Source organism: Flavobacterium chryseum, assembly GCF_004362015.1.
In the GTDB taxonomy this organism is placed as follows: Bacteria; Bacteroidota; Bacteroidia; order Flavobacteriales; family Flavobacteriaceae; genus Flavobacterium.
Genome location: NZ_SNWW01000001.1, coordinates 483,288 through 503,926 on the forward strand (window position 1 = coordinate 483,288; position 20,639 = coordinate 503,926).

Genomic DNA, 20,639 nt, shown 5'->3' on the forward strand with positions numbered 1-20,639 from the left:
AGTCGTTACAATGTCTGCTGGTTTAGGCGTTACTGTAACAGTTACAGCTTTTCTGTCTTCGGGTTTGTTTTCACAATAATTATCTCCACTTACAGCTACATAAAAGGTTTTAGAAGATGTAAGTATTCCCGTTTCATAAGTTGAATTACTGCTTAAAAGAGTTGCACTGCTTCCTGAACCATCATACCAATAAAAATTTGTTCCTGCATGTGATGATGGTGTTAACGTTATTTGAGATCCTTCACAAATTGGAAAATTTGATTGTAATTCTATATCTGCAGCCTTTGCACGCGGGGTAACCTGCAGTTCAATTTCCTTATTTCCGGAACAATTTAAATTATTGTTATTAGTGATATCTGTGCCAATCTGAGCATAACGAATTCTGTATTTTGTATTTTTATTTAATAAAGGAGTTTTATATTCTGCTGAAATCTCCCCGGCAATATCAGTCCAGGTTGTTCCGTTAGATTGCTGCCATTGATAATGGTAAGGTACAGCCGGATTGTTGATACTGGCTTTGATTGTATTACTTTCTCCGGCGCAAATTTTTTCATTGGCCAGAGAAAAGGTTAAGGAAGGAACACAAATACTAAATGAAACATCATCAAATGCAATGTCATTACCACTACCATTAGTGTCGGTTTGAGCATTACTAACCCTTAATTTTACTGCACTTAGTCCTGCCGGAATTGTAAATGTTAAGGATAATTCATTCCATAAAAGCGCATTACTTTCACTTAACTGTAATTGACTAGAAACCATTGATTTTAAAATTTGTCCATTCAAAGGATTAATCAAATCAATTTTAACCATTGGTTTAACAGAAAAGACAGGATAACTGGTCGGTGTTAGATTTGTAGCATAAATAGAAAAATTGCAAACATTGCCCTCACAGAGACCTGAGTAATTTTTTTCATAGAAAACGCTTCCCAAAACAGAATTTGCATCAAAGACTAACATGTATCCATCACCACTTTTTCCGGTAGTATGATCTCCATCGCTTGACCAACAAATATTGCCTAAAAATGCATTCTTCAATAAGCCATATCGGTCTGGACTTACAGCACCTGATGCAGTATAACTATATGTAGTAGTAAAATTAGATGCAGCAGGCTGTGGTCCATATTCAGCAGTTCCAGAACCAAAATCATCTTTTAATATAGATTGAAATTCTCCATCACAACTTACAGGCTGAGAATTTATGGTGAAAGATGTTGCTTCCTGAGAAAAACAAGACGAGACTGATCCAACTATGTGTAGCATAAAATAAGATTGTTAAATCAAAGTTAGATTGTCTCTTCGTATGAAATATAGAATAGACTTATTACTAAAAGGTACTGAGGTAAGTAATGCTTGCTAAAATAAATTTTGCAAAGTACATGTTAAAAAACAGGTAAAGCCACCGTGAAAAAACATTTAAATAGTAGAATAAGACAAAATTTATTCCTGTACGAGAATAAAAAAATCGAATCAATTAAAATATAAGGAAGTGACAAACCAAGTTGCTTTTGCAATATTTTTAGATACTTATAGATTTTTATACATTTGATAAACAAATAATTAATCTGTATTATTGCGTCGGAAATTTCAAATATCAAATGAAGATGGCAAATCGTTTTTTTTATTTTAGAATCTCGAAATCGTGTTCATTGTCGAGTTTTGTGAATTGGCCTTAAAGTCATGTCCTGTTAAGATTATTACAATTAAGAAACCTAGGAAAATCAGACTAAAAAAATTAAAAGAGTCTGTTTTGTGTTAAACAGAGTAGGTTTTTACTTTTAACAACCCTTTAGTTTTAATCCATAAAAAGCAAACTAAAAAAAATACTATCTTTACCGATCAAACGTTTATGAACTTAAGTTGCTTTTTGCAACACTACATATATAATTATGGCATGTACAAGTTGTTCAACCTCAGATGGTGGTGCACCAAAAGGTTGTAAAAATAATGGGACTTGCGGCACCGATAGCTGCAATAAATTAACGGTTTTTGACTGGCTTGCGAACATGAGCCCGTCTAATGGAGAGGCGATTTTTGATTGTGTTGAGGTTCGTTTTAAAAACGGACGCAAAGAATTTTTTAGAAATTCAGAAAAATTAACTTTAAGTATTGGTGATATTGTAGCAACTGTTGCTTCGCCAGGACATGATATTGGGATTGTTACTTTGACAGGAGAATTGGTAAAAATTCAAATGAAGAAAAAAGGTGTAAACCATGAAAGTAACGAAATTCCAAAAATTTACAGAAAAGCTTCTCAAAAAGACATTGATATTTGGTCTGTAGCGCGTGATCGTGAAGAACCAATGAAAGTTCGCGCCCGCGAATTAGCAATTCAGCATAAACTGGAAATGAAAATATCTGATATCGAATTTCAGGGAGACGGATCAAAAGCTACATTTTACTACACGGCAAATGACAGAGTCGATTTTAGACTTTTGATTAAAGATTTCGCAAAAGAATTCAGTACAAGAGTCGAAATGAAACAAGTTGGTTTCCGTCAGGAAGCGGCTCGTTTGGGCGGAATTGGTTCTTGCGGAAGAGAACTTTGCTGCTCAACCTGGTTAACAGATTTTAGAAGTGTAAATACTTCTGCTGCCCGTTACCAGCAACTTTCATTAAATCCGCAAAAATTAGCCGGACAATGTGGAAAGCTTAAGTGTTGTTTGAACTATGAGCTTGACACTTACATGGACGCATTAAAAGATTTTCCGGATTACGACACTAAATTAGTGACCGAAAAAGGAGATGCAATTTGCCAAAAACAAGATATTTTTAAAGGATTAATGTGGTTTGCTTACACGAATAATTTTGCAAACTGGCATGTTTTGAAAATTGATCAGGTAAAAGAAATTATTGCTGAGAACAAACTAAAAAATAAAGTTTCATCATTAGAAGATTTTGCTATTGAAATAGATTTAGAGCCTGAAAAAGACTTTAATAACGCAATGGGTCAGGAAAGTCTAACCCGTTTCGATCAGCCAAAAAGAAAGAAAAAGCCAAATCGCAAACGCAAACCGAATGCAGAAGCGGCAATTGTTGCAACGCCTGCTAAACCTCAACAGCAAGGAAACAATAATAATAAACCGGCTGGAGCAAATCCGAATAAACAGAACAAGCCAAATAACAATAACAAACAAAATCAGTCGAATAAGCCAAAACCGAATGATAATAAACCGGCTGAACCTAGAAAACCTATAATTATTACTAAAAATGAGAATAAAAAATAGCGGAATTCTTCTGTTGGCAGCAATACTTCTTTTTTCTTGCGATAAAAAAAGAGTATTCGATCAGTACAAATCTGTTGGAAGTGCGTGGCATAAAGACAGCGTTGTAACTTTTGATCTGCCAGTTTTAGATTCTACCAAAAAATACAATTTATTTCTAAATTTGAGAGATAATAACAATTATCCATTCAATAATTTGTTTTTAATTGTTGCTATTGAAATGCCAAATGGTTTTACTAAAGTAGATACTTTAGAATACGAAATGGCCGCTAAGGATGGAACTTTACTAGGAAATGGTTTTACTGATATTAAAGAAAGTAAATTGTTTTACAAAGCAGATGTAAGGTTTAGAGGAAATTACAAAGTTCACATTAAACAAGCCGTTCGTGAATCAGGAAAAATTCCCGGAGTTGAGGCTTTAGAAGGTATTACAGATGTAGGTTTTAGAATTGAACAAAAAGATTAGAAAAATAGTTATGGCCACCAAAAAAAACAATCAACCTAATAGTATTAAAGATGTTAACTACTATAAAAAGAAATTCTGGAGAATTTTTGCCTATGCTTTATTAGGTATTTTAGCTTTCTTTTTATTTGCCTCATGGGGTTTATTCGGCTCAATGCCATCCTTTGAAGATTTAGAAAATCCGGATTCTAACCTGGCAACAGAGATTATTTCATCTGACGGAGTTGTAATTGGTAAATATTTCAAAACCAACAGATCACAACTTAAATATTCAGATTTACCAAAAAACCTTGTAGATGCTTTGGTTGCAACTGAAGATGCACGTTTTTATGAGCATTCAGGAATTGATGGGCGTGGAACTTTACGTGCTGCTTTTTCCTTGGGAACCAATGGAGGAGCCAGTACCCTAACACAGCAGTTAGCAAAACAGTTATTTCATCGTGGAGGCTCTAGCTTTTTACCTTTTAGAATAGTCCAAAAGATAAAAGAATGGATTATTGCCATTCGTCTGGAAAGACAATATACCAAAAATGAAATTTTAGCAATGTATTGCAACGTTTACGATTTTGGAAATTATTCGGTTGGAGTAAGTTCGGCTGCACAGACTTATTTTTCTAAAGAACCTAAAGATTTGACTATAGACGAATCGGCTATATTAGTTGGTATGTTTAATAATTCCTCTCTGTATAATCCGTTGCGAAACCCTACTGGTGTAAAAAACCGCCGTGATGTGGTACTGGGTCAAATGGTAAAAGCCAAGATGATCACAGAGGCTGAAAAAGAGAAGTATCAGGCATTACCAATAGCTTTAAGATTTAAATTAGAAAGCCACCGTGAAGGTACAGCAACATATTTCAGAGAATATCTTCGTGATTACATGAAAAAATGGATGGCTGAAAACAAGAAACCAGATGGTTCTGATTATGATATCTACAAAGATGGTTTGAAAATTTATACAACTATCGACTCAAGAATGCAGCAATATGCTGAAGAAGCAGTTTCTGCACACATGAAAAACCTGCAGCAGCAATTTTTCATCGAGCAAAAAAACAATAAAAATGCACCTTTCGTGAATATCACAAAAGCTGAAACAGATAGAATTATGATGCAAGCCATGAAAAATTCTACCCGTTGGCAAATCATGAAGGATATGGATAAAAGCGAAGATGATATCATTGCTTCATTCAAAGTAAAAACGCAAATGCGCATCTTTACCTGGAAAGGTGAGCGTGATACAACGATGACTCCATTAGATTCTATTCGTTATTACAAACACTTTTTACAATCTGGTTTAATGGCGATGGAGCCACAAACTGGAAACATTAAAGCGTGGGTTGGTGGAATCAATTATAAATATTTTCAATACGATCACGTAGGACAGGGAGCAAGACAAGTAGGATCTACTTTTAAACCTTTCGTTTATGCTACGGCGATCGAACAATTAAATATGTCTCCTTGCGATTCTATTCTTGACGGACCGTTTATGATTCACAAAGGACGTCATCACGTAACGGAAGACTGGGAACCAAGAAACTCAGACAATAGATACCGAGGAATGGTAACGTTGAAACAAGGTTTGGCGAATTCGATTAATACCGTTTCTGCAAAATTAATTGACAGAACGGGTCCTGAGGCTGTTGTTGAACTAACAAAAAAATTAGGAGTTAAAACAGAAATTCCGGTTCAGCCATCTATTGCATTAGGTGCTGTAGATATTACCGTTGAAGATATGGTTGCTGCTTACAGTACATTTGCCAATCAGGGAGTGTATGTAAAACCACAATTTTTAAGTCGTATTGAAAATAAAAGCGGAGAAGTTATCTACGAACCAATTCCGGAATCGCACGACGTTTTAAATAAAGATATTGCCTTTGCAGTAATCAAATTACTTCAGGGTGTTACAGAAACCGGTTCTGGTGCACGTTTACGTACGCAAGGCGGTGGAAGTGGAGACAATCGTTGGACAGGATATCCATACATGTTCAAAAATCCAATTGCGGGTAAAACAGGAACAACACAAAATCAATCAGACGGTTGGTTTATGGGAATGGTTCCTAACTTAGTAACAGGTGTTTGGGTTGGTTGTGAAGATCGTTCAGCACGTTTTAAAAGTTTGACTTACGGACAAGGAGCTACGGCTGCATTACCAGTTTGGGCTTACTTCATGAAACTTTGTTATGCAGATCCCGGACTTCAGGTTTCTAAAGCTGAGTTTGAGCGTCCGGCAAATCTTTCTATAAAAGTAGATTGTTACACCAGACCAGCGGTTGTAAAAGATACTACTGCAACAGAACAAAATACTGACGAGTTCGAACTATAATTTAGTTTGCCTCTAATCATAAAAAAATATCCTTTTATGTCTTCTCATTTTAGAAAGATATAAAAGGATATTTTTATTTCAACCTGATTTTATTTTTTACGAAATCGTTATAATTTAATCTAAAAATCTTATTTTTATCAAAAATATACAGTAATAAAGACACTTTGTTATGATAACAAAAAAAGTAAATAACGTTAAGGAAGCTATTGAAGGAATTGAAAGCGGAATGACCATTATGTTTGGTGGTTTTGGTTTATGTGGAATTCCTGAAAACACAATCGCAGCTTTGGTAAATACATCAATTTCAGATTTGACTTGTATTTCGAACAACGCCGGAGTTGATGATTTTGGTTTGGGATTGCTTTTGCAAAAGAAGCAGATCAAAAAAATGATTTCATCTTATGTGGGCGAAAACGCTGAATTCGAACGCCAAATGCTTTCGGGAGAATTGGATGTTGAACTTACGCCACAAGGAACTTTAGCAGAACGCTGTCGTGCAGCTCAAGCCGGAATTCCAGCATTTTTTACGCCTGCAGGTTACGGAACCGAAGTTGCAGAAGGAAAAGAAGTGCGTGAATTCAATGGAAAAATGCACATTATGGAAGAAGCTTTCAAAGCTGATTTCGCTATTGTAAAAGCTTGGAAAGGCGATGAAGCCGGAAATCTAATTTTTAAAGGTACGGCAAGAAACTTCAATGCTTGTATGGCTGGTGCCGGAAAAATCACGATTGCTGAGGTTGAAGAATTAGTTCCTGTTGGAACTTTAGATCCGAATCAAATCCATATTCCGGGAATTATGGTGCAACGCATCTTTCAGGGAGAAAAATTTGAGAAGAGAATTGAGCAGCGAACCGTAAGACAAAAAGAACAATTATCTAATTGATAGACTAATATATGGGACTAAGTAAAGAAGATATTGCAAAACGAATTGCAAAAGAAGTAAAAGACCGGTATTTCGTAAATCTGGGCATCGGAATTCCGACTTTGGTTGCAAATTATGTAAGAGAAGATATTGCAGTGGAGTTTCAGAGCGAAAATGGAGTTCTGGGCATGGGACCTTTTCCTTTCGCCGGAGAAGAAGACGCTGACATCATCAATGCAGGAAAACAAACCATTACAACACTTCCCGGAGCCAGTTTTTTTGACTCTGCTTTTAGTTTCGGGATGATTCGAAGCCAAAAAGTAGACTTAACGATTCTGGGTGCGATGGAAGTTTCAGAAAATGGAGATATTGCCAACTGGAAAATTCCGGGTAAAATGGTAAAAGGAATGGGAGGTGCAATGGATTTGGTTGCTTCAGCCGAAAATATCATTGTTGCGATGATGCATGTGAACAAAGCCGGAGAATCTAAAATTCTTAAAAAGTGTACTTTACCATTAACTGGCGTTGGCTGCGTTAAAAAGGTTGTAACAGAGCTAGCAGTTCTAGAAGTGACAGAAAAGGGTTTTAAGCTCTTAGAACGAGCGCCAGGTGTTTCTGTGGAGCATATTATTGCTTCAACCGAAGCAGATTTAATTATTGAAGGCGAAATTCCGGAAATGGATATTTAAAATAATTTATTTTTCGATTATCCTAAAAGGCTAGCTGTAAAAGGTTAGCCTTTTTTTGTAGGATAAATTTAAAGATTGGAGCTTTTGTTTTGATAAATGTTGTTTATAAGCTGTTTAATAGTGAATTAGAAATGAATGATATAATAAATTTCGCACATTATATTATCGAATTCTTACAGTTTGTTAAATAAAAGTGAATTTTAGATAAAAAGTGTTGCATTTTATCGATTAACGGCAAATTTCATCGACTATCTAACAAAATTAAAATACTTTTATCGTAAATTAAGTATTTACTTACGTTAAATATTTCGTTTGTAATCCATTTAACCAAACTTTAAACCCCTTTTATTATGAAAAAAAAATTACCAAAAATTATTGCGACCGCCGCAATATTTACATTCTCGTTTACTTCATTTGCACAGGTTGCGACAGATAAACAGGTAAGCCAAAAAAGCGTATCAGAAAACGGACAACCAAGTTTAATTACATTTAATGAAAAATCAACCTATAAAGGTTCTGATTCACAAAAAGTTTTTAAAGAACAACTTGGTTTAAAAGACACTCAGACTTTTGCAAAAGTCAGAACAGAATCGGATAAACAAGGTTACACGCATGAAAGATTTCAATTGTACGAACAGGGAATCAAAGTAGAATTTGCGAACTACACATTACACTCAAAAGATGGAAAATTAGTTTCGATGAATGGTGAATATTACGACATCGAAAATGTAAAAACTACTCCATCACTTTCTGCACAAGAAGCTTTTAATAAAGCACTTAGTCATATTCATGCCAACGAATATCTTTGGGAAAAACCACAAGACGCTATCGAAATGGGATATGAAAAACCAAAAGGAGAACTTGTTTTATTACCTGATATGGAGGAACAAGGTGAAAAAAGAACAACAGATAAAGTACACTTAGCGTATAAATTTGATATTTATGCTACAAAACCTTTAAGCCGCGGTGATCTTTATATTGATGCCCAAACCGGAAAAGCATTGTTTTATAATGCAACCATAAAGCATTTAAATGATAATGTTCATGCCAAGAAATCTTCTTCTTTGACGAATAATAAAGAAACATCGGCTTCAAAAATGGCAATTGTTGCAGCAAATGCGGCAACTCGCTATAGCGGAACGCAAACGATACAAACCACTTTAAGCGGATCATCTTATATTTTATCAGATACATCTCGCGGTTTAGGAATTCAAACGTATAATTCTGCAAGAACAGCTACATATCCAACAACAAATTTTACGGATGCAGATAATAACTGGACAGCAGCAGAATTTAATAACACCAACAAAGACAATGGCGCACTTGATGCACATTGGGGTGCTGAAATGACTTACGATTATTGGTCAGCCGTACATGGTAGAAATAGTTTTGATAATGCAGGTGCAAAAATCAAAAGTTATGTGCATTATAACTTAGTTGCTGCCGGATATCCAAACAACAACAACGCCTTCTGGAACGGAAGCGTAATGACATACGGTGATGGAACAGGAACCGGAGGATTTGATGTTTTAACAGCAATGGATGTTGCCGGACATGAAATTGGCCACGCAGTTTGTACTTATACGGCAAACTTAGCGTATCAAAAAGAATCGGGTGCGATGAATGAAGGTTTCTCTGATATTTGGGGAGCTTGTATCGAATATCGTGCTGCGCCAACAAAATCAACATGGTTGGTTGGTGAAGATATTGAAAGAAGAAGCGGACATGCTGCTTTGCGCTCTATGAGTGATCCAAATTCTGAAGGACAGCCGGATACTTACGGCGGAACATATTGGGTAAACGTAAACTGTACACCAACAAATAATAATGACCAATGTGGAGTGCATACTAATTCTGGTGTATTGAATCACTGGTTTTATATCTTAACTGTTGGTAAAACAGGAACAAATGATATCGGAAACGCTTATAACGTAACTGGTATAGGAATTGACAAAGCGGCAAAAATTGCTTTCCGTTTAGAAGATTTCTACTTATCATCAAATTCAACCTATGCAAATGCAAGAACATCAGGAATTCAATCAGCGATCGATTTATATGGCGCAGGTTCTGCTGAAGTTATCGCAACAACAAATGCATTTTATGCTGTAGGTATTGGTGCTGCATATTCAGGTTCTACAGATACAGTGGCTCCATCAGCTCCAACAAACTTAGCTGCAGCCGGAACAACCGGAACAACAACCAATTTAACATGGACAGCTTCTACAGATAATGTTGCAGTAACAGGTTATGATATTTATCAGGGAACAACGTTGAAAGGATCATCTGCAACAACTTCTTACACAGTAACAGGATTAACTCCCTTAACGGCTTATACTTTTAGTGTAAAAGCTAAAGATGCCGCAGGAAATGTTTCTGCTTCGAGCAGTACAGTAAATGTTACAACAACTGCAACTAGTGTAACGTATTGTACATCTCAGGGAAATAGTGCTGCTGACGAAAGAATTGGAAAAGTAGTATTTGGTACAATCAGTAATACTTCGACCGGAGCAACAGGTTACGAAAACTACACCGCTGTCTCTACAAATGCATCAAGAGGAACTGCTTACACCATTACAATTACGCCTTCCTGGACATCTACAATTTATAACGAAGGTTATGCAGTGTTTATCGATTACAATCAGGATGGTGATTTTTCAGATTCTGGTGAAACAGTTTGGACAAAAGCGGCTTCCAAAACAACTCCGGTTACAGGAACAATCACAATTCCTGCAACAGCAACTCTTGGAACAAAAAGAATGAGAGTTTCATTAAAATACAATGGAATTCCAACATCTTGTGAGGCTTTCTCTTACGGGCAAGTTGAAGATTATACTGTAAACATAACAGCATCTGGAGCAATTGTAACAGAGGAAATCGCTGCGGGATTAACAGAAACTACCGAAACTTCTCGTTTTGCATTATATCCAAATCCAGTTGAAAGTGAATTAAATGTATCGCTTGCAGAAAGTAATGGATACACTTATAAAATTATAAATACATTAGGTCAGCAATTAAGTTCAGGAAAACTTTCTGAAAATGCGATCGATGTAAGCAAATTGAATACAGGAATTTACATCATCGAATTAATAAACGGTGACAAAAAAATCGTTAAGAAATTTGCGAAAAAATAAAATCTCGAATTAGTATAAGTGAAGAGCCTCGCAATCTGCGGGGCTTTTTTATGAACGCTGTACAAAGTATAATCTTGTAAGCGCTCAAAGTTTTTAAGGCCTTAAATGATAAAAATCTGCTCAATCTGCAGCATCTGCGTGAAACAAAAAACTTCTAACTCTTATCCTTTGCTGAAAACTTCGTTCAACACATGAATTTTCCAGATAATCTTAAAAACAAAAAAGCATTCACCGAGAGATGAATGCTTTTTTTATGTTACTAGTATAAAACTTCTTTTTACAAATTGAAAGAAGCTCCTAAACTAAAAGTAGCCTGATTGTTTAGATGATCGAATACGTCATTATCGCTACCGTATTTTGCGATTGGGAATCCAACTTCTGTGAAAACACCAAATCCGTCAGTAAAGAAATAACGACCACCTACGTGACCACCAAAATTGTGTAATCCTAAACTTAAACCTGGATAAACATCTAATTGTTTAATACCAATAACGCTGCTTAAATTAGCATTAATTCTGGCTTTAGCATCAAAACGATCTTGAAATTCCGGTTTTAAATCATTATATGGTGTTGGATTGTTACCATAAATACCATTATAATTATCTACTCCTAAAAGGTAAGTTGTAACAAAACCGAAAGAGAAATTTTCTCCTAAGCCAAAGTCAACAGAACCTTGAATTCCTGAACCACCATTTTGAAGATTAGCACCTACATTAACTTTTATATCTCCTTTTCCTGTAAAAGCTTCTTGAGCCTGAGTTAATCCGAATGATACTAAAAACAAAAATGTAATAACTTTTTTCATAAAACTTAAATATTAATTATTTGGATTGCAAATGTAGTTTTTTACACTTTAATTCCTACCTTTTTCATTAAAATACAATTCATTTAACGGATCACTTTGCCAGAATTCTTTTGTATCTATGTTCATAATCGTTAAAGGGCCTTTAAAAGCAGCTCCCGTATCAACATTCCAGACACAAGCTTTGTTTATCGGAACTGTTTGACCAATTCTCGTTACAGGCGTGTGGCCAATATAAATTTCTTTGTATAAAGTAAAACGTTTTGGATAGTACAAATCATCAACTTTCAGATCAGGATTTAATGCAAGTGCAGATTCCCAAAGTGTTCTGTCCCAGTAAAATAATTTAGGAAAATACTCCCAAACAACACCATTCACATTAGTGAAACCAGCATGAACAAATAGTCGGTTTTGATCGTCAAGATAATAATCCTGCAAATTTTCTAAAAAGGCAATATGGGTTTTCTTTTTTTCGTCAGAAAGTTTAGAGTAGCCTTCAACAGTAGCTTGTCCGCCATGTTTGTACCACATTTCTTCATCAAAATCTTCGTGTCTGTTTTCAAGCCAGTCTAATGCCAGCTGATCGTGATTACCTCTAATGCAAATGCAGTTTTGTTTGCTTTTAAGATCAATTAAATAATCGATTACTTGTGCCGAATGACTCCAGCCATCAACATAATCGCCCAAAAATATAAGAGTATCTTGTTCTGTAACATTGGCTTTTTTCATCACTTGTTCAAGTGCGAGTAATCCTCCGTGTATGTCGCCTATAACAAATGTTCGCATTTTATTCTATTTCGGATAGTATGCAAAAATAAAGAAAATCATTTGTATGAAACAATTAAGTTGATAATCTTTAGAAGTTAGCCACTAATTCCACAAATTTACACTAAATTATTCTCTCTAAATACTTGAAGAATAAATTATGCTTTTTTAATTTGTGAAAATTTGTGCAATTCGTGGCAAAAATAGTCACTATAATTCTCTTCACTAATTTCGACTTTTTTATGATTATTTTCAGGCCATATTCATGCTTTCCTCTTTAAATTTGTAACATGTCTGAAACGCCTACATATCGAAAAATTATCCATATTGATATGGATGCTTTTTATGCCTCGGTAGAGCAGATGGATAATCCGGAGCTGCGTGGGAAACCCGTTGCTGTTGGAGGTTCAGAAAATAGAGGAGTAGTTTCGGCAGCAAGTTACGAAGCCCGAAAATTTGGTGTTCGAAGTGCAATAAGTGGCGTTTTGGCAAAAAAGTATTGTCCTGAAATTATATTCGTTCGCCCGCGTTTTGACCGGTATAAAGAAATATCCAGTAAAATTCACAGTATTTTTTATGAATATACAGATTTGGTGGAGCCGCTTTCGCTGGATGAAGCTTACCTTGATGTTACGCAAAATAAAAAAGGAAATCCAAGTGCGAGTTTATTGGCTCAGGAAATCAGGTTAAGAATTTTAAATGAAGTTGGCCTTACCGCTTCAGCTGGAATCTCAGTCAATAAATTTGTTGCCAAAATTGCCAGCGACATCAATAAACCTAACGGACAAAAAACGGTAAATCCTGATGAGATTTTATCTTTTTTGGAAGAATTACCGATCAGAAAGTTTTACGGAGTTGGAAAAGTAACAACGGAGAAAATGTATCAATTGGGGATTTTTACAGGAACTGACCTCAAAAGCAAATCATTAGAGTTTCTCGAAAAACATTTCGGCAAGTCCGGCGGTTTTTATTATAAAGTCGTTCGGGGTATTCATAACAGCGAAGTAAAATCGCACCGCATAACCAAATCAGTAGCGGCAGAGCATACTTTTGATGTGAATTTATCATCGGAGATTTTTATGTTGGAGCAACTCGAAAGAATTGCAACTTCCTTAGAAAAACGATTAAAAAAGCATAATATTTCCGGAAAAACGGTTACACTTAAAATTAAATACAGCGACTTCACACAACAAACAAGAAGTAAGACATTGCCTTATTTTATTTCAGATAAAAGCCTGATTCTCGAAACCGTTGAAGAATTATTGTATCAGGAACGCATGAAAGATTCTGTCAGATTGCTCGGAATTTCTTTAAATAATTTGAATACTGAAGAGAAAAAAGCGGTTGTAGTTCAATTGAAATTTGCCTTTTAATTTAATTCAATACCGTTAAATGAGGATTTCCGTAAGTTTGTTTGCGATTTTCGTTCTATCTTTGAATAAGGATATAACATTTAATTAATTACCATGAAAAAGACAAATGCTGATGAGGTAGTAAACCGGAATTCTGTTCCCATTTTATCCTGGGATTTTCACTATGAATATATAAATGAATTGAAAGCTAATTTTGCCGATTTGAAAAAGGTAAATGATATTTCGAATCACTTTTCATGGAATGATGAGGATTTGGAGATTAGAGAGCATCTTAAAGATGATGTTGTAGTAATTACAGATTTGAATTTAAGAATTGTTTTTGCCTCAAACGGAATCAAAAAAATGACAGGATATAATGAAAGTGAAGTTCTTGGAAAAACACCAAAAATGTTTCAGGGACCTACAACTTGCGAAACTGTTCTAAACGAAATACGAGAAGCCATAAAATTGCAAGTTCCTTTTGAAAAGACAATTCAAAACTATAAAAAAAACGGTAAAACCTATAAATGCAAAATTAAAGGCGTTCCGGTTTTTAACTTAAAAGGACAATTGTCGCATTTTATAGCCTTTGAAAGAGAAGATAAAAGCGCTTGATGTTTGTATGCTACGAAGTCACTAAGAAAAAGTTTCAATAAATAAAAAAAGTAAAACCGCCCAATAAGGCGGTTTTTTTATTAAAAAATCTTTGTGTCTTAGTGTCTTTGTGGCAAAAAACTATAAATTCTCAAAGAAATCATTTCCTTTATCATCAGTAATAATAAAGGCAGGGAAATCTTTAACGGTAATTTTACGAACCGCTTCCATTCCTAATTCTTCAAAGTCAACAACTTCAACTTTCAGGATATTGTCTTGCGCTAAAATTGCCGCCGGACCTCCAATAGAACCTAAGTAGAATCCGCCATATTTGTTACAAGCATCAGTAACTTGTTTGGTGCGGTTTCCTTTAGCCAGCATAATCATACTTCCGCCATGTTTCTGGAATTCATCCACATAAACATCCATACGTCCTGCCGTTGTTGGTCCAAAACTTCCTGAAGCCATTCCTTCCGGAGTTTTTGCCGGACCAGCGTAATAAACCGGATGGTTTTTGAAATATTCCGGCATAGGTTGCCCAGATTCCAGTAACTCCATGATTTTTGCATGCGCGATATCGCGGGCAACAATTACAGTTCCGTTTAGTTTTAAACGCGTTTTAATCGGATATTGAGTCAGCTTCGCTAAAATATCAGCCATTGGCATATTCAAATCAATTTCAACAGGTGCTTCTAGATGCGGAGCGGTTTCCGGTAAAAATTGTTTTGGATTAACTTCTAGTTGTTCAACGTAAATTCCGTCTCTGGTAATTTTTCCTTTGATATTTCTATCAGCAGAACAAGAAACTCCCAATCCAACCGGGCAAGAAGCCGCGTGGCGTGGCAAACGAATAACACGAACATCATGCGTGAAATATTTTCCGCCAAACTGAGCGCCAATAGCACTTTCCTGACATATCTTCTGAACTTTTTCTTCCCATTCCAAATCACGAAAAGCCTGACCAGACATATTTCCTGAAGTTGGTAAATGATCATAATATCCTGCAGATGCTTTTTTAACCGCACTTAGGTTCGCTTCCGCAGAAGTTCCGCCAATTACCAAAGCCAAGTGATAAGGCGGGCAAGCCGAAGTTCCTAAATCTTTTATTTTGGTTCGAATGAAAGCATCCATGGATTTTTCATTCAACAATGATTTCGTTTGTTGGTATAAATAGGTTTTGTTGGCAGATCCACCGCCTTTTGCCATGAATAAAAATTCATAAGAAGCACCTTTTTTAGAATAAATATCAATTTGCGCCGGAAGATTTGAACCTGAATTTTTTTCCTCGAACATCGAAATCGGAACAATTTGCGAATAACGTAAATTACGTTTTTGGTACGTATTGAAAATCCCTCTGCTCAACCATTCAGCATCATCAACACCGGTAAAGATGTTTTCTCCTTTTTTTGCCATTACAATTGCTGTTCCGGTGTCCTGACAGCTTGGTAATTGACCTTCGGCTGCGACCGAAGCATTTTGAAGTAAATTGTAAGCCACAAAACGATCATTGTCTGTAGCCTCCGGATCGTCAAGAATCTTTCTTAATTTTTGTAAATGAGATGTTCTCAACATGAACGAAACATCAGTTAAAGCTTCTTCAGCCAATAACTCTAAACCTTTTGGATCAACAGTTAAAACTTCACGTTCTCCAAATTGTTCCACTTTCACAAAATCAGAAGTAATTTTGCGGTACTGCGTATCATCCTTTAAAATAGGATAAGGATCCTGGTATATAAAATCAATCATTTCTTTGTTTTTGGCAAAGTTAAAAATTATTTACCTAAGAAAGAATTTGAATTAGAACTGTTTTAAGGCTTAATCCAGATCGTGAAACTCATTAAATGAAATCTTTTTCTGAAAGTAAACTTTGTCTTTTGCTGAAAGTAATTGCTTTTTCCAATGATTTCCGCTTAAGTGAAAAACAGTTGAATCAGAATAAGTCACCGTTCCCATTTCGTCATTGTCATTTTCAGGTTCAAAAGAAACTGTTTTGCAATAAAAAGATTCGGGATTAGTTTTTGAAGTCGCATCCTCAAATTTGACCCAAGTTCCCCAACCACTGTCTGATATGACATCCCATTGATGAACCAATTGTAAGTCGTTGTTTTTTAAGTAATAAAGATAATTGCTTGACGTATACCCACACGCCGGATATCCGAAACTAATTTGAATGAAAGGTGAATTTTTAGGCGATTCAACGGAAGCTAATCCGTACTTCGCTCCCCATTCTGATCCTTTATCAACTCCTTTAATAATGATTTTCGAATCTCCAATTTTGGTTTTATTCAGATAAAAATCAAGTCGGTATTTTGCAGTTACAATACTGTCTTTATCTGCCTTTTGATCTAAAAGATGCGCCAAAATGTAATTATCCTTCGATGTTTCTGCGTCATCAGAAATTGAAATCGTGTCTGTTTTTAAGAAGTTTTCTTTATTGACAATAGCTTCCGGTTTATTTTCTGAAATTGCTTCTGCTTGAATTTGAGAAACCGGTTTTGGTTTTTGGCAGCTTATTAAAAGGCATAAAAAGATAAAGGCTTGTATTTTCATGGTATTTCTATGTTATTTTGATTTATGTGTGATTAAAAACGGAATTTTAATTTCGTTTAAACATATATGCAATCGTTTAAAAAAACCAAGTCGCCACAAAAATCGCCGTAATAACACAAATAAGATCCACCAACAGCATTGTGCCTAAAGCATAACGCGTGTTTTTGATATTGACAGAACCAAAATAAACCGCAATTACATAAAAAGTACTTTCGGCGCTGCATTGAAAAATGCTGCTCAATCTTGCTGTTAACGAATCTGCCCCAAAAGTATTCATCGAATCAATTAAAAATCCGCGAGATCCGGCAGAACTAAAAGGACGCAGCATAGCTACAGGTAATGCGTTCGTTATTTCCTTACTTACACCCATATTCGAAAAAACAAAAGCAATTCCGTCACTGATAATTTCGAATAAACCGCTGTTTCTGAATAGAGAAATAGCGACTAACATTCCCAATACATAAGGAAAAATAGTAACACCAGTTTTAACTCCATTGTTTGCACCTACAACAAAGGTGTCAAAAGGAGTAGTGTTAGCCTCAATAAATTTCTTTTCATTTTTAAAGGCAAAAATCAAAGTAAAGGCAATAATTCCAATCAATATTAATCCGGAAAGGTTAGACGTAAAATAGTTTTTTCCAATTATGTCTAAATGATTAACATACATCAACAGCCCAACAATGGCGGCGATTAATCCCATTAAGACGATAAGAAGTGAAGCACTTTTAAAGTTGATTTTTTGCTTAATTCCCACAATTAAAAAAGCCGCAATCGTACCAATAAAAGAGGTAATGATACACGGCAACATAACATCTGCCGGATTAGTTGCATTTGCTGCGGCGCGATAACCAATAATTGAAGTCGCAATTAAAGTTAAACCAGAAGCGTGAAGACACATAAACATAATTTGTGCATCGCTGGCTTTGTCTTTATCCGGATTAATTTCCTGTAAACTTTCCATGGCTTTAAGACCAAATGGAGTTGCGGCAGAATCTAATCCAAGAAAATTAGCAGCAAAGTTTAAAGTCATGTAAGAGATCGAAGGATGGTTTTCCGGAATACTTGGAAAAACCTTTACAAATACCGGACTCAATGCTTTAGCTAATTTTCCGGATGCTCCGGAAATGATTAAAAGTTCCATTAATCCACAGAAAAAAGCCAAATAAGCAATAAGCGGCAGAATTAAATCAAGCAAAGTACTTTTACAAGTTGGTAATAATCCATCCGACTTTTGAAGACCGCTGAAAATTTTTACAGTTTTGTTTTTATAGACATAGGTAGTATCAGAATTAAGAGTATCACGATTGATAATCATACTTTGATCCGGTGCTTTTTGAATACTGTCCTTGATGAAAACAGGAAGTTCATCGATATATTTTTCGGAAATTAAAACAGGATCATCTTTCTTTCCATTTATAACAGAATCGATAGTGTAAGTATTGGCAGTAAACAAACTGACTACAATAAAGAGAATTGAAGAAATAAATATCGTTAACCAAAATCTACTTAATACCATAATGCTGTTTTTTTTTGTAAATGTAATTATTTACCAATAAAATGCATAAAGATTTTTATCAATGAACACGAGGTACTTTTTAGAAATATAATATTTTAGTTAAAACTCGATTTAGTCGATAATGATTTTTGTTCCCAGGTAATTTTCGAAAGCTTTAAGACCTTCAAAAAGAATTGCTTTTTTACTATTTTCAGTTTCGTTAAAAAACTCCGTTTCTATTTTTGCGTGATCCTTTTTAATGGTTCTTTTCCACGTTCCAATTACCTTTCCATTTTCTAAAATGATCGGTTTAAAGATACCATTATTTGTAAAAGCTCTCGATTGATGTTCTACTAAAATAGAAGCTTCGCGAGTTTTATAAGAGATTAAAATTTCATCAAAAGCTGGAATAAAATGCAAGCTTTCGTTTAAGTGAATATTGCTAATTATTTGATTTACAAAATAACAATCTTTATCATTAATTACAACAGAATTCAATTGCAACTTTATTGCATTAATAGCCGATTGACATATTGTAGGGGAAAAACCGGACCACCAAGAAAAATCAAGTAAAGTTGCAGGGCCGTGACTTTCAAAATAGCGTTGGGCTAATTTTGCTAAAGCTTCTTCTTTGGATAATTTAGTTTTTGGTTTTTTTACACGTTCTTCAAGTAACGAATATGTAATTTGTTTGCCTTTCATTTTTCCGTTACAAACCAAACCTTCGAGTTCTGCATGCATCATAATTGCTGCACCCAAAAAATCCTGGTTAGAACTTTTTTTAATGTCCAGTTCCTGCATAATTTCTTCTCGTGTCAGATGATTGTTTCCTGCAAGTAGTTTTTCAATTTTTGAATTCGTTTGATCTAGTTTTTTAATATCATAACCGTACTGTTTAGCAGAAGAAATTGTCATACGCTGAACTTGCGGTCCGGAAAGATCCAACATCCAATAAATATCTTCAGAAGAAACAAAATGCCAGGTTGGTCGTAAAATGTGAGTTCGAATGATTTGTGCGGAATTAATTGCTTCTTCAATTTCTATTTCAGTAGCGTTGCAACGAGAACCAATTGCCCATTTTGCCATTGCGTAATCCTGAGCCTGCATCGCGCCCAAATGATGCACGATTTCTTGCGGTGAACTTACGGTTGTTTTGTCTAGCTTTTGAGAAACAAGCCGATAATGTGAGATTTCTTGATGCGTCATGAGAAAAAAATTAAACTTGAGATAGTTTAGTCTGATTTTGACGATTTTTGACTTTCATCAAAATTAGTAAAATAAACAAGGAAACTTGTTGAAATACAAGAAGATAATAGCCTATTTGTAAATTTTCGAACTTACGAGTCAAACCTAAAACAATAAAAATTGTAAAAGGAATTCGATTTAGAATTACTAGAATTCTGTATTTTTTATAAAAAAACAAAAGCGCTGAAAAAATGAATGGCCCTGTTATTAAAACAGCAGCTATTATTTGTAATATTTTTGAAAAATTTAAATTATAAAAAGAAATATTTTTAAAAAAGCCAATAAGTGGTATTGTATTTTCTTGTTGAGATACAGAAGTATTTATGAAATCGCAGTGAATAGTAAAATCTGTATCGAATGGAAGAAAAATGGAAATAAACCCAATTAAAAAAAGACTATAAAAAAATATTTTGGTTTTCATAGGACGTTATACATGAATAATTTCATCATCAATTAATAAATCTTCGCGGCGTAAACGCAGGAAAACCTGAGCGACTGCAATGGTATCTTTTTCGCAATAGGTTACAATTCTGTCAATATCTTTTTCAACATAAAATACTTGAGCAACCTGACTTCCATCAATATCGCCTTTTGGCGATGGAATGCCGAGAATCTTAGTTAGTAGTTTTAGCGACGTAAAATGTTTAAAATCTCCAAACTTCCATAATTCTAAAGTGTCCAAGTGTGGAATTTCCCATGGTTTTTTACCAAATAAATTCAGTTTGTCCGGAATCTTAATTTGGTTAATGATCATTCGTCGTGCCAAAAACGGAATATCGAATTCTTTCGCATTATGTCCACATAAAAGATGTTGCGGTTGATTGAAATGATTATTCAATAAATTATTGAAGTCATGCAGAATCTTCTTTTCCTCTCCGAAAAAAGAAGTTACTCTAAAATTTCGAATATCGCCTTTAATCGTAAAATACCCAACCGAAATACAAATGATCTTTCCAAACTCAGCCCAAATTCCGGCACGATCATAGAATTCTTCAGGAGTAAAATCGTCTTTTCGCTGATATTGCGTTTTAAGATCCCAAAGCGATTGCATTTCTGCATCAAGCGAATTAAAGTTTTCTTCTTCAGGAACGGTTTCTATATCGAGAAATAAAATGTTGTTGAGGTTTATTTTTTCAATCATATTTTT

Annotated in this window: 17 protein-coding genes; 8 read left to right on the forward strand and 9 right to left on the reverse strand. The window is 34.9% G+C overall.

The features are described 5' to 3' along the window. Positions 1 to 1,263: immunoglobulin domain-containing protein (locus tag EV143_RS02020; protein ID WP_166638098.1), on the reverse strand; the 1,263-nt coding region annotated here is incomplete at its 3' end. A 626-nt stretch (positions 1,264 to 1,889) separates the two neighbouring features. Between EV143_RS02020 and EV143_RS02025 the strand changes: the two genes are divergently transcribed. The 6 genes from EV143_RS02025 (at position 1,890) to EV143_RS02050 (ending at position 10,689) form a co-directional block, all read left to right on the forward strand. Further along, positions 1,890 to 3,227, forward strand: coding sequence for a PSP1 domain-containing protein (locus EV143_RS02025; RefSeq protein WP_133506318.1), 1,338 nt, complete (start codon positions 1,890 to 1,892; stop codon positions 3,225 to 3,227). Next, entirely contained in the window at positions 3,211 to 3,690 is a 480-nt protein-coding gene (locus tag EV143_RS02030; RefSeq protein ID WP_133506319.1) for a gliding motility lipoprotein GldH, read from the forward strand. The genes EV143_RS02025 and EV143_RS02030 overlap by 17 nt, the downstream gene beginning before the upstream one ends. Positions 3,691 to 3,700: 10 nt before the next feature. After that, positions 3,701 to 6,007, forward strand: a complete 2,307-nt coding sequence (locus tag EV143_RS02035) for a penicillin-binding protein 1A (protein WP_133506320.1) — start codon at positions 3,701 to 3,703, stop codon at positions 6,005 to 6,007. 169 nt (positions 6,008 to 6,176) lie between these two features. Next, the gene (locus EV143_RS02040) at positions 6,177 to 6,890 is read left to right on the forward strand and encodes a CoA transferase subunit A (RefSeq protein WP_133506321.1); all 714 of its coding nucleotides are present in this window, start codon (positions 6,177 to 6,179) and stop codon (positions 6,888 to 6,890) included. 11 nt (positions 6,891 to 6,901) lie between these two features. Next, complete coding sequence (locus EV143_RS02045; protein WP_133506322.1) at positions 6,902 to 7,558, forward strand: 3-oxoacid CoA-transferase subunit B; 657 nt, start codon at positions 6,902 to 6,904, stop codon at positions 7,556 to 7,558. A 350-nt stretch (positions 7,559 to 7,908) separates the two neighbouring features. Then, the gene (locus EV143_RS02050) at positions 7,909 to 10,689 is read left to right on the forward strand and encodes a M4 family metallopeptidase (RefSeq protein WP_133506323.1); all 2,781 of its coding nucleotides are present in this window, start codon (positions 7,909 to 7,911) and stop codon (positions 10,687 to 10,689) included. A gap of 277 nt (positions 10,690 to 10,966) precedes the next feature. Here the strand turns inward: EV143_RS02050 and EV143_RS02055 are convergent, their stop codons facing one another. Together EV143_RS02055 and EV143_RS02060 are read right to left on the reverse strand one after the other, a co-directional pair. Further along, positions 10,967 to 11,494: a DUF6646 family protein gene (locus EV143_RS02055; RefSeq protein WP_133506324.1), complete on the reverse strand. Its 528-nt coding sequence runs from the start codon at positions 11,492 to 11,494 to the stop codon at positions 10,967 to 10,969. A gap of 48 nt (positions 11,495 to 11,542) precedes the next feature. After that, positions 11,543 to 12,277, reverse strand: coding sequence for a metallophosphoesterase family protein (locus EV143_RS02060; RefSeq protein WP_133506325.1), 735 nt, complete (start codon positions 12,275 to 12,277; stop codon positions 11,543 to 11,545). Positions 12,278 to 12,546: 269 nt separating this feature from the next. Here EV143_RS02060 and dinB point away from each other — a divergent pair, with 269 nt between their 5' ends. Next, positions 12,547 to 13,629: a DNA polymerase IV gene (gene dinB / locus EV143_RS02065; RefSeq protein WP_133506326.1), complete on the forward strand. Its 1,083-nt coding sequence runs from the start codon at positions 12,547 to 12,549 to the stop codon at positions 13,627 to 13,629. Between the two features lie 93 nt (positions 13,630 to 13,722). Continuing rightward, positions 13,723 to 14,223, forward strand: a complete 501-nt coding sequence (locus tag EV143_RS02070) for a PAS domain-containing protein (protein WP_133506327.1) — start codon at positions 13,723 to 13,725, stop codon at positions 14,221 to 14,223. Positions 14,224 to 14,343: 120 nt separating this feature from the next. Here EV143_RS02070 and EV143_RS02075 read toward each other — a convergent pair whose 3' ends face one another. The 6 genes from EV143_RS02075 to EV143_RS02100 form a co-directional block, all read right to left on the reverse strand. Next, positions 14,344 to 15,948 (reverse strand): fumarate hydratase, encoded by a 1,605-nt coding sequence (locus EV143_RS02075; RefSeq protein WP_133506328.1) that lies wholly within the window; start codon positions 15,946 to 15,948, stop codon positions 14,344 to 14,346. 69 nt (positions 15,949 to 16,017) lie between these two features. Then, on the reverse strand, positions 16,018 to 16,752 hold the full coding sequence (locus EV143_RS02080) for a hypothetical protein (RefSeq protein WP_133506329.1): 735 nt from the start codon (positions 16,750 to 16,752) through the stop codon (positions 16,018 to 16,020). A gap of 76 nt (positions 16,753 to 16,828) precedes the next feature. After that, on the reverse strand, positions 16,829 to 18,268 hold the full coding sequence (locus EV143_RS02085; protein WP_133506330.1) for a nucleoside recognition domain-containing protein: 1,440 nt from the start codon (positions 18,266 to 18,268) through the stop codon (positions 16,829 to 16,831). Positions 18,269 to 18,379: 111 nt separating this feature from the next. Further along, positions 18,380 to 19,453, reverse strand: coding sequence for a winged helix DNA-binding domain-containing protein (locus EV143_RS02090; RefSeq protein ID WP_133506331.1), 1,074 nt, complete (start codon positions 19,451 to 19,453; stop codon positions 18,380 to 18,382). Positions 19,454 to 19,463: 10 nt separating this feature from the next. Continuing rightward, complete coding sequence (locus tag EV143_RS02095; protein WP_133506332.1) at positions 19,464 to 19,913, reverse strand: hypothetical protein; 450 nt, start codon at positions 19,911 to 19,913, stop codon at positions 19,464 to 19,466. Positions 19,914 to 19,919: 6 nt separating this feature from the next. Beyond that, positions 19,920 to 20,633 carry a 3'-5' exonuclease gene (locus tag EV143_RS02100; protein ID WP_133506333.1) on the reverse strand — a complete coding sequence of 238 codons (714 nt, stop codon included), beginning with the start codon at positions 20,631 to 20,633 and terminating at the stop codon, positions 19,920 to 19,922. Between the last annotated feature and the right edge of the window lie 6 nt (positions 20,634 to 20,639).

Bases quoted from the DNA above. Each gene is read 5' to 3' on its own strand.
- EV143_RS02025 (WP_133506318.1), top strand. From the start codon at position 1,890: ATGGCATGTACAAGTTGTTCAACCTCAGATGGTGGTGCACCAAAAGGT.
- EV143_RS02030 (WP_133506319.1), top strand. From the start codon at position 3,211: ATGAGAATAAAAAATAGCGGAATTCTTCTGTTGGCAGCAATACTTCTT.
- EV143_RS02035 (WP_133506320.1), top strand. From the start codon at position 3,701: ATGGCCACCAAAAAAAACAATCAACCTAATAGTATTAAAGATGTTAAC.
- EV143_RS02040 (WP_133506321.1), top strand. From the start codon at position 6,177: ATGATAACAAAAAAAGTAAATAACGTTAAGGAAGCTATTGAAGGAATT.
- EV143_RS02045 (WP_133506322.1), top strand. From the start codon at position 6,902: ATGGGACTAAGTAAAGAAGATATTGCAAAACGAATTGCAAAAGAAGTA.
- EV143_RS02050 (WP_133506323.1), top strand. From the start codon at position 7,909: ATGAAAAAAAAATTACCAAAAATTATTGCGACCGCCGCAATATTTACA.
- EV143_RS02055 (WP_133506324.1), bottom strand. From the start codon at position 11,494: ATGAAAAAAGTTATTACATTTTTGTTTTTAGTATCATTCGGATTAACT.
- EV143_RS02060 (WP_133506325.1), bottom strand. From the start codon at position 12,277: ATGCGAACATTTGTTATAGGCGACATACACGGAGGATTACTCGCACTT.
- dinB (WP_133506326.1), top strand. From the start codon at position 12,547: ATGTCTGAAACGCCTACATATCGAAAAATTATCCATATTGATATGGAT.
- EV143_RS02070 (WP_133506327.1), top strand. From the start codon at position 13,723: ATGAAAAAGACAAATGCTGATGAGGTAGTAAACCGGAATTCTGTTCCC.
- EV143_RS02075 (WP_133506328.1), bottom strand. From the start codon at position 15,948: ATGATTGATTTTATATACCAGGATCCTTATCCTATTTTAAAGGATGAT.
- EV143_RS02080 (WP_133506329.1), bottom strand. From the start codon at position 16,752: ATGAAAATACAAGCCTTTATCTTTTTATGCCTTTTAATAAGCTGCCAA.
- EV143_RS02085 (WP_133506330.1), bottom strand. From the start codon at position 18,268: ATGGTATTAAGTAGATTTTGGTTAACGATATTTATTTCTTCAATTCTC.
- EV143_RS02090 (WP_133506331.1), bottom strand. From the start codon at position 19,453: ATGACGCATCAAGAAATCTCACATTATCGGCTTGTTTCTCAAAAGCTA.
- EV143_RS02095 (WP_133506332.1), bottom strand. From the start codon at position 19,913: ATGAAAACCAAAATATTTTTTTATAGTCTTTTTTTAATTGGGTTTATT.
- EV143_RS02100 (WP_133506333.1), bottom strand. From the start codon at position 20,633: ATGATTGAAAAAATAAACCTCAACAACATTTTATTTCTCGATATAGAA.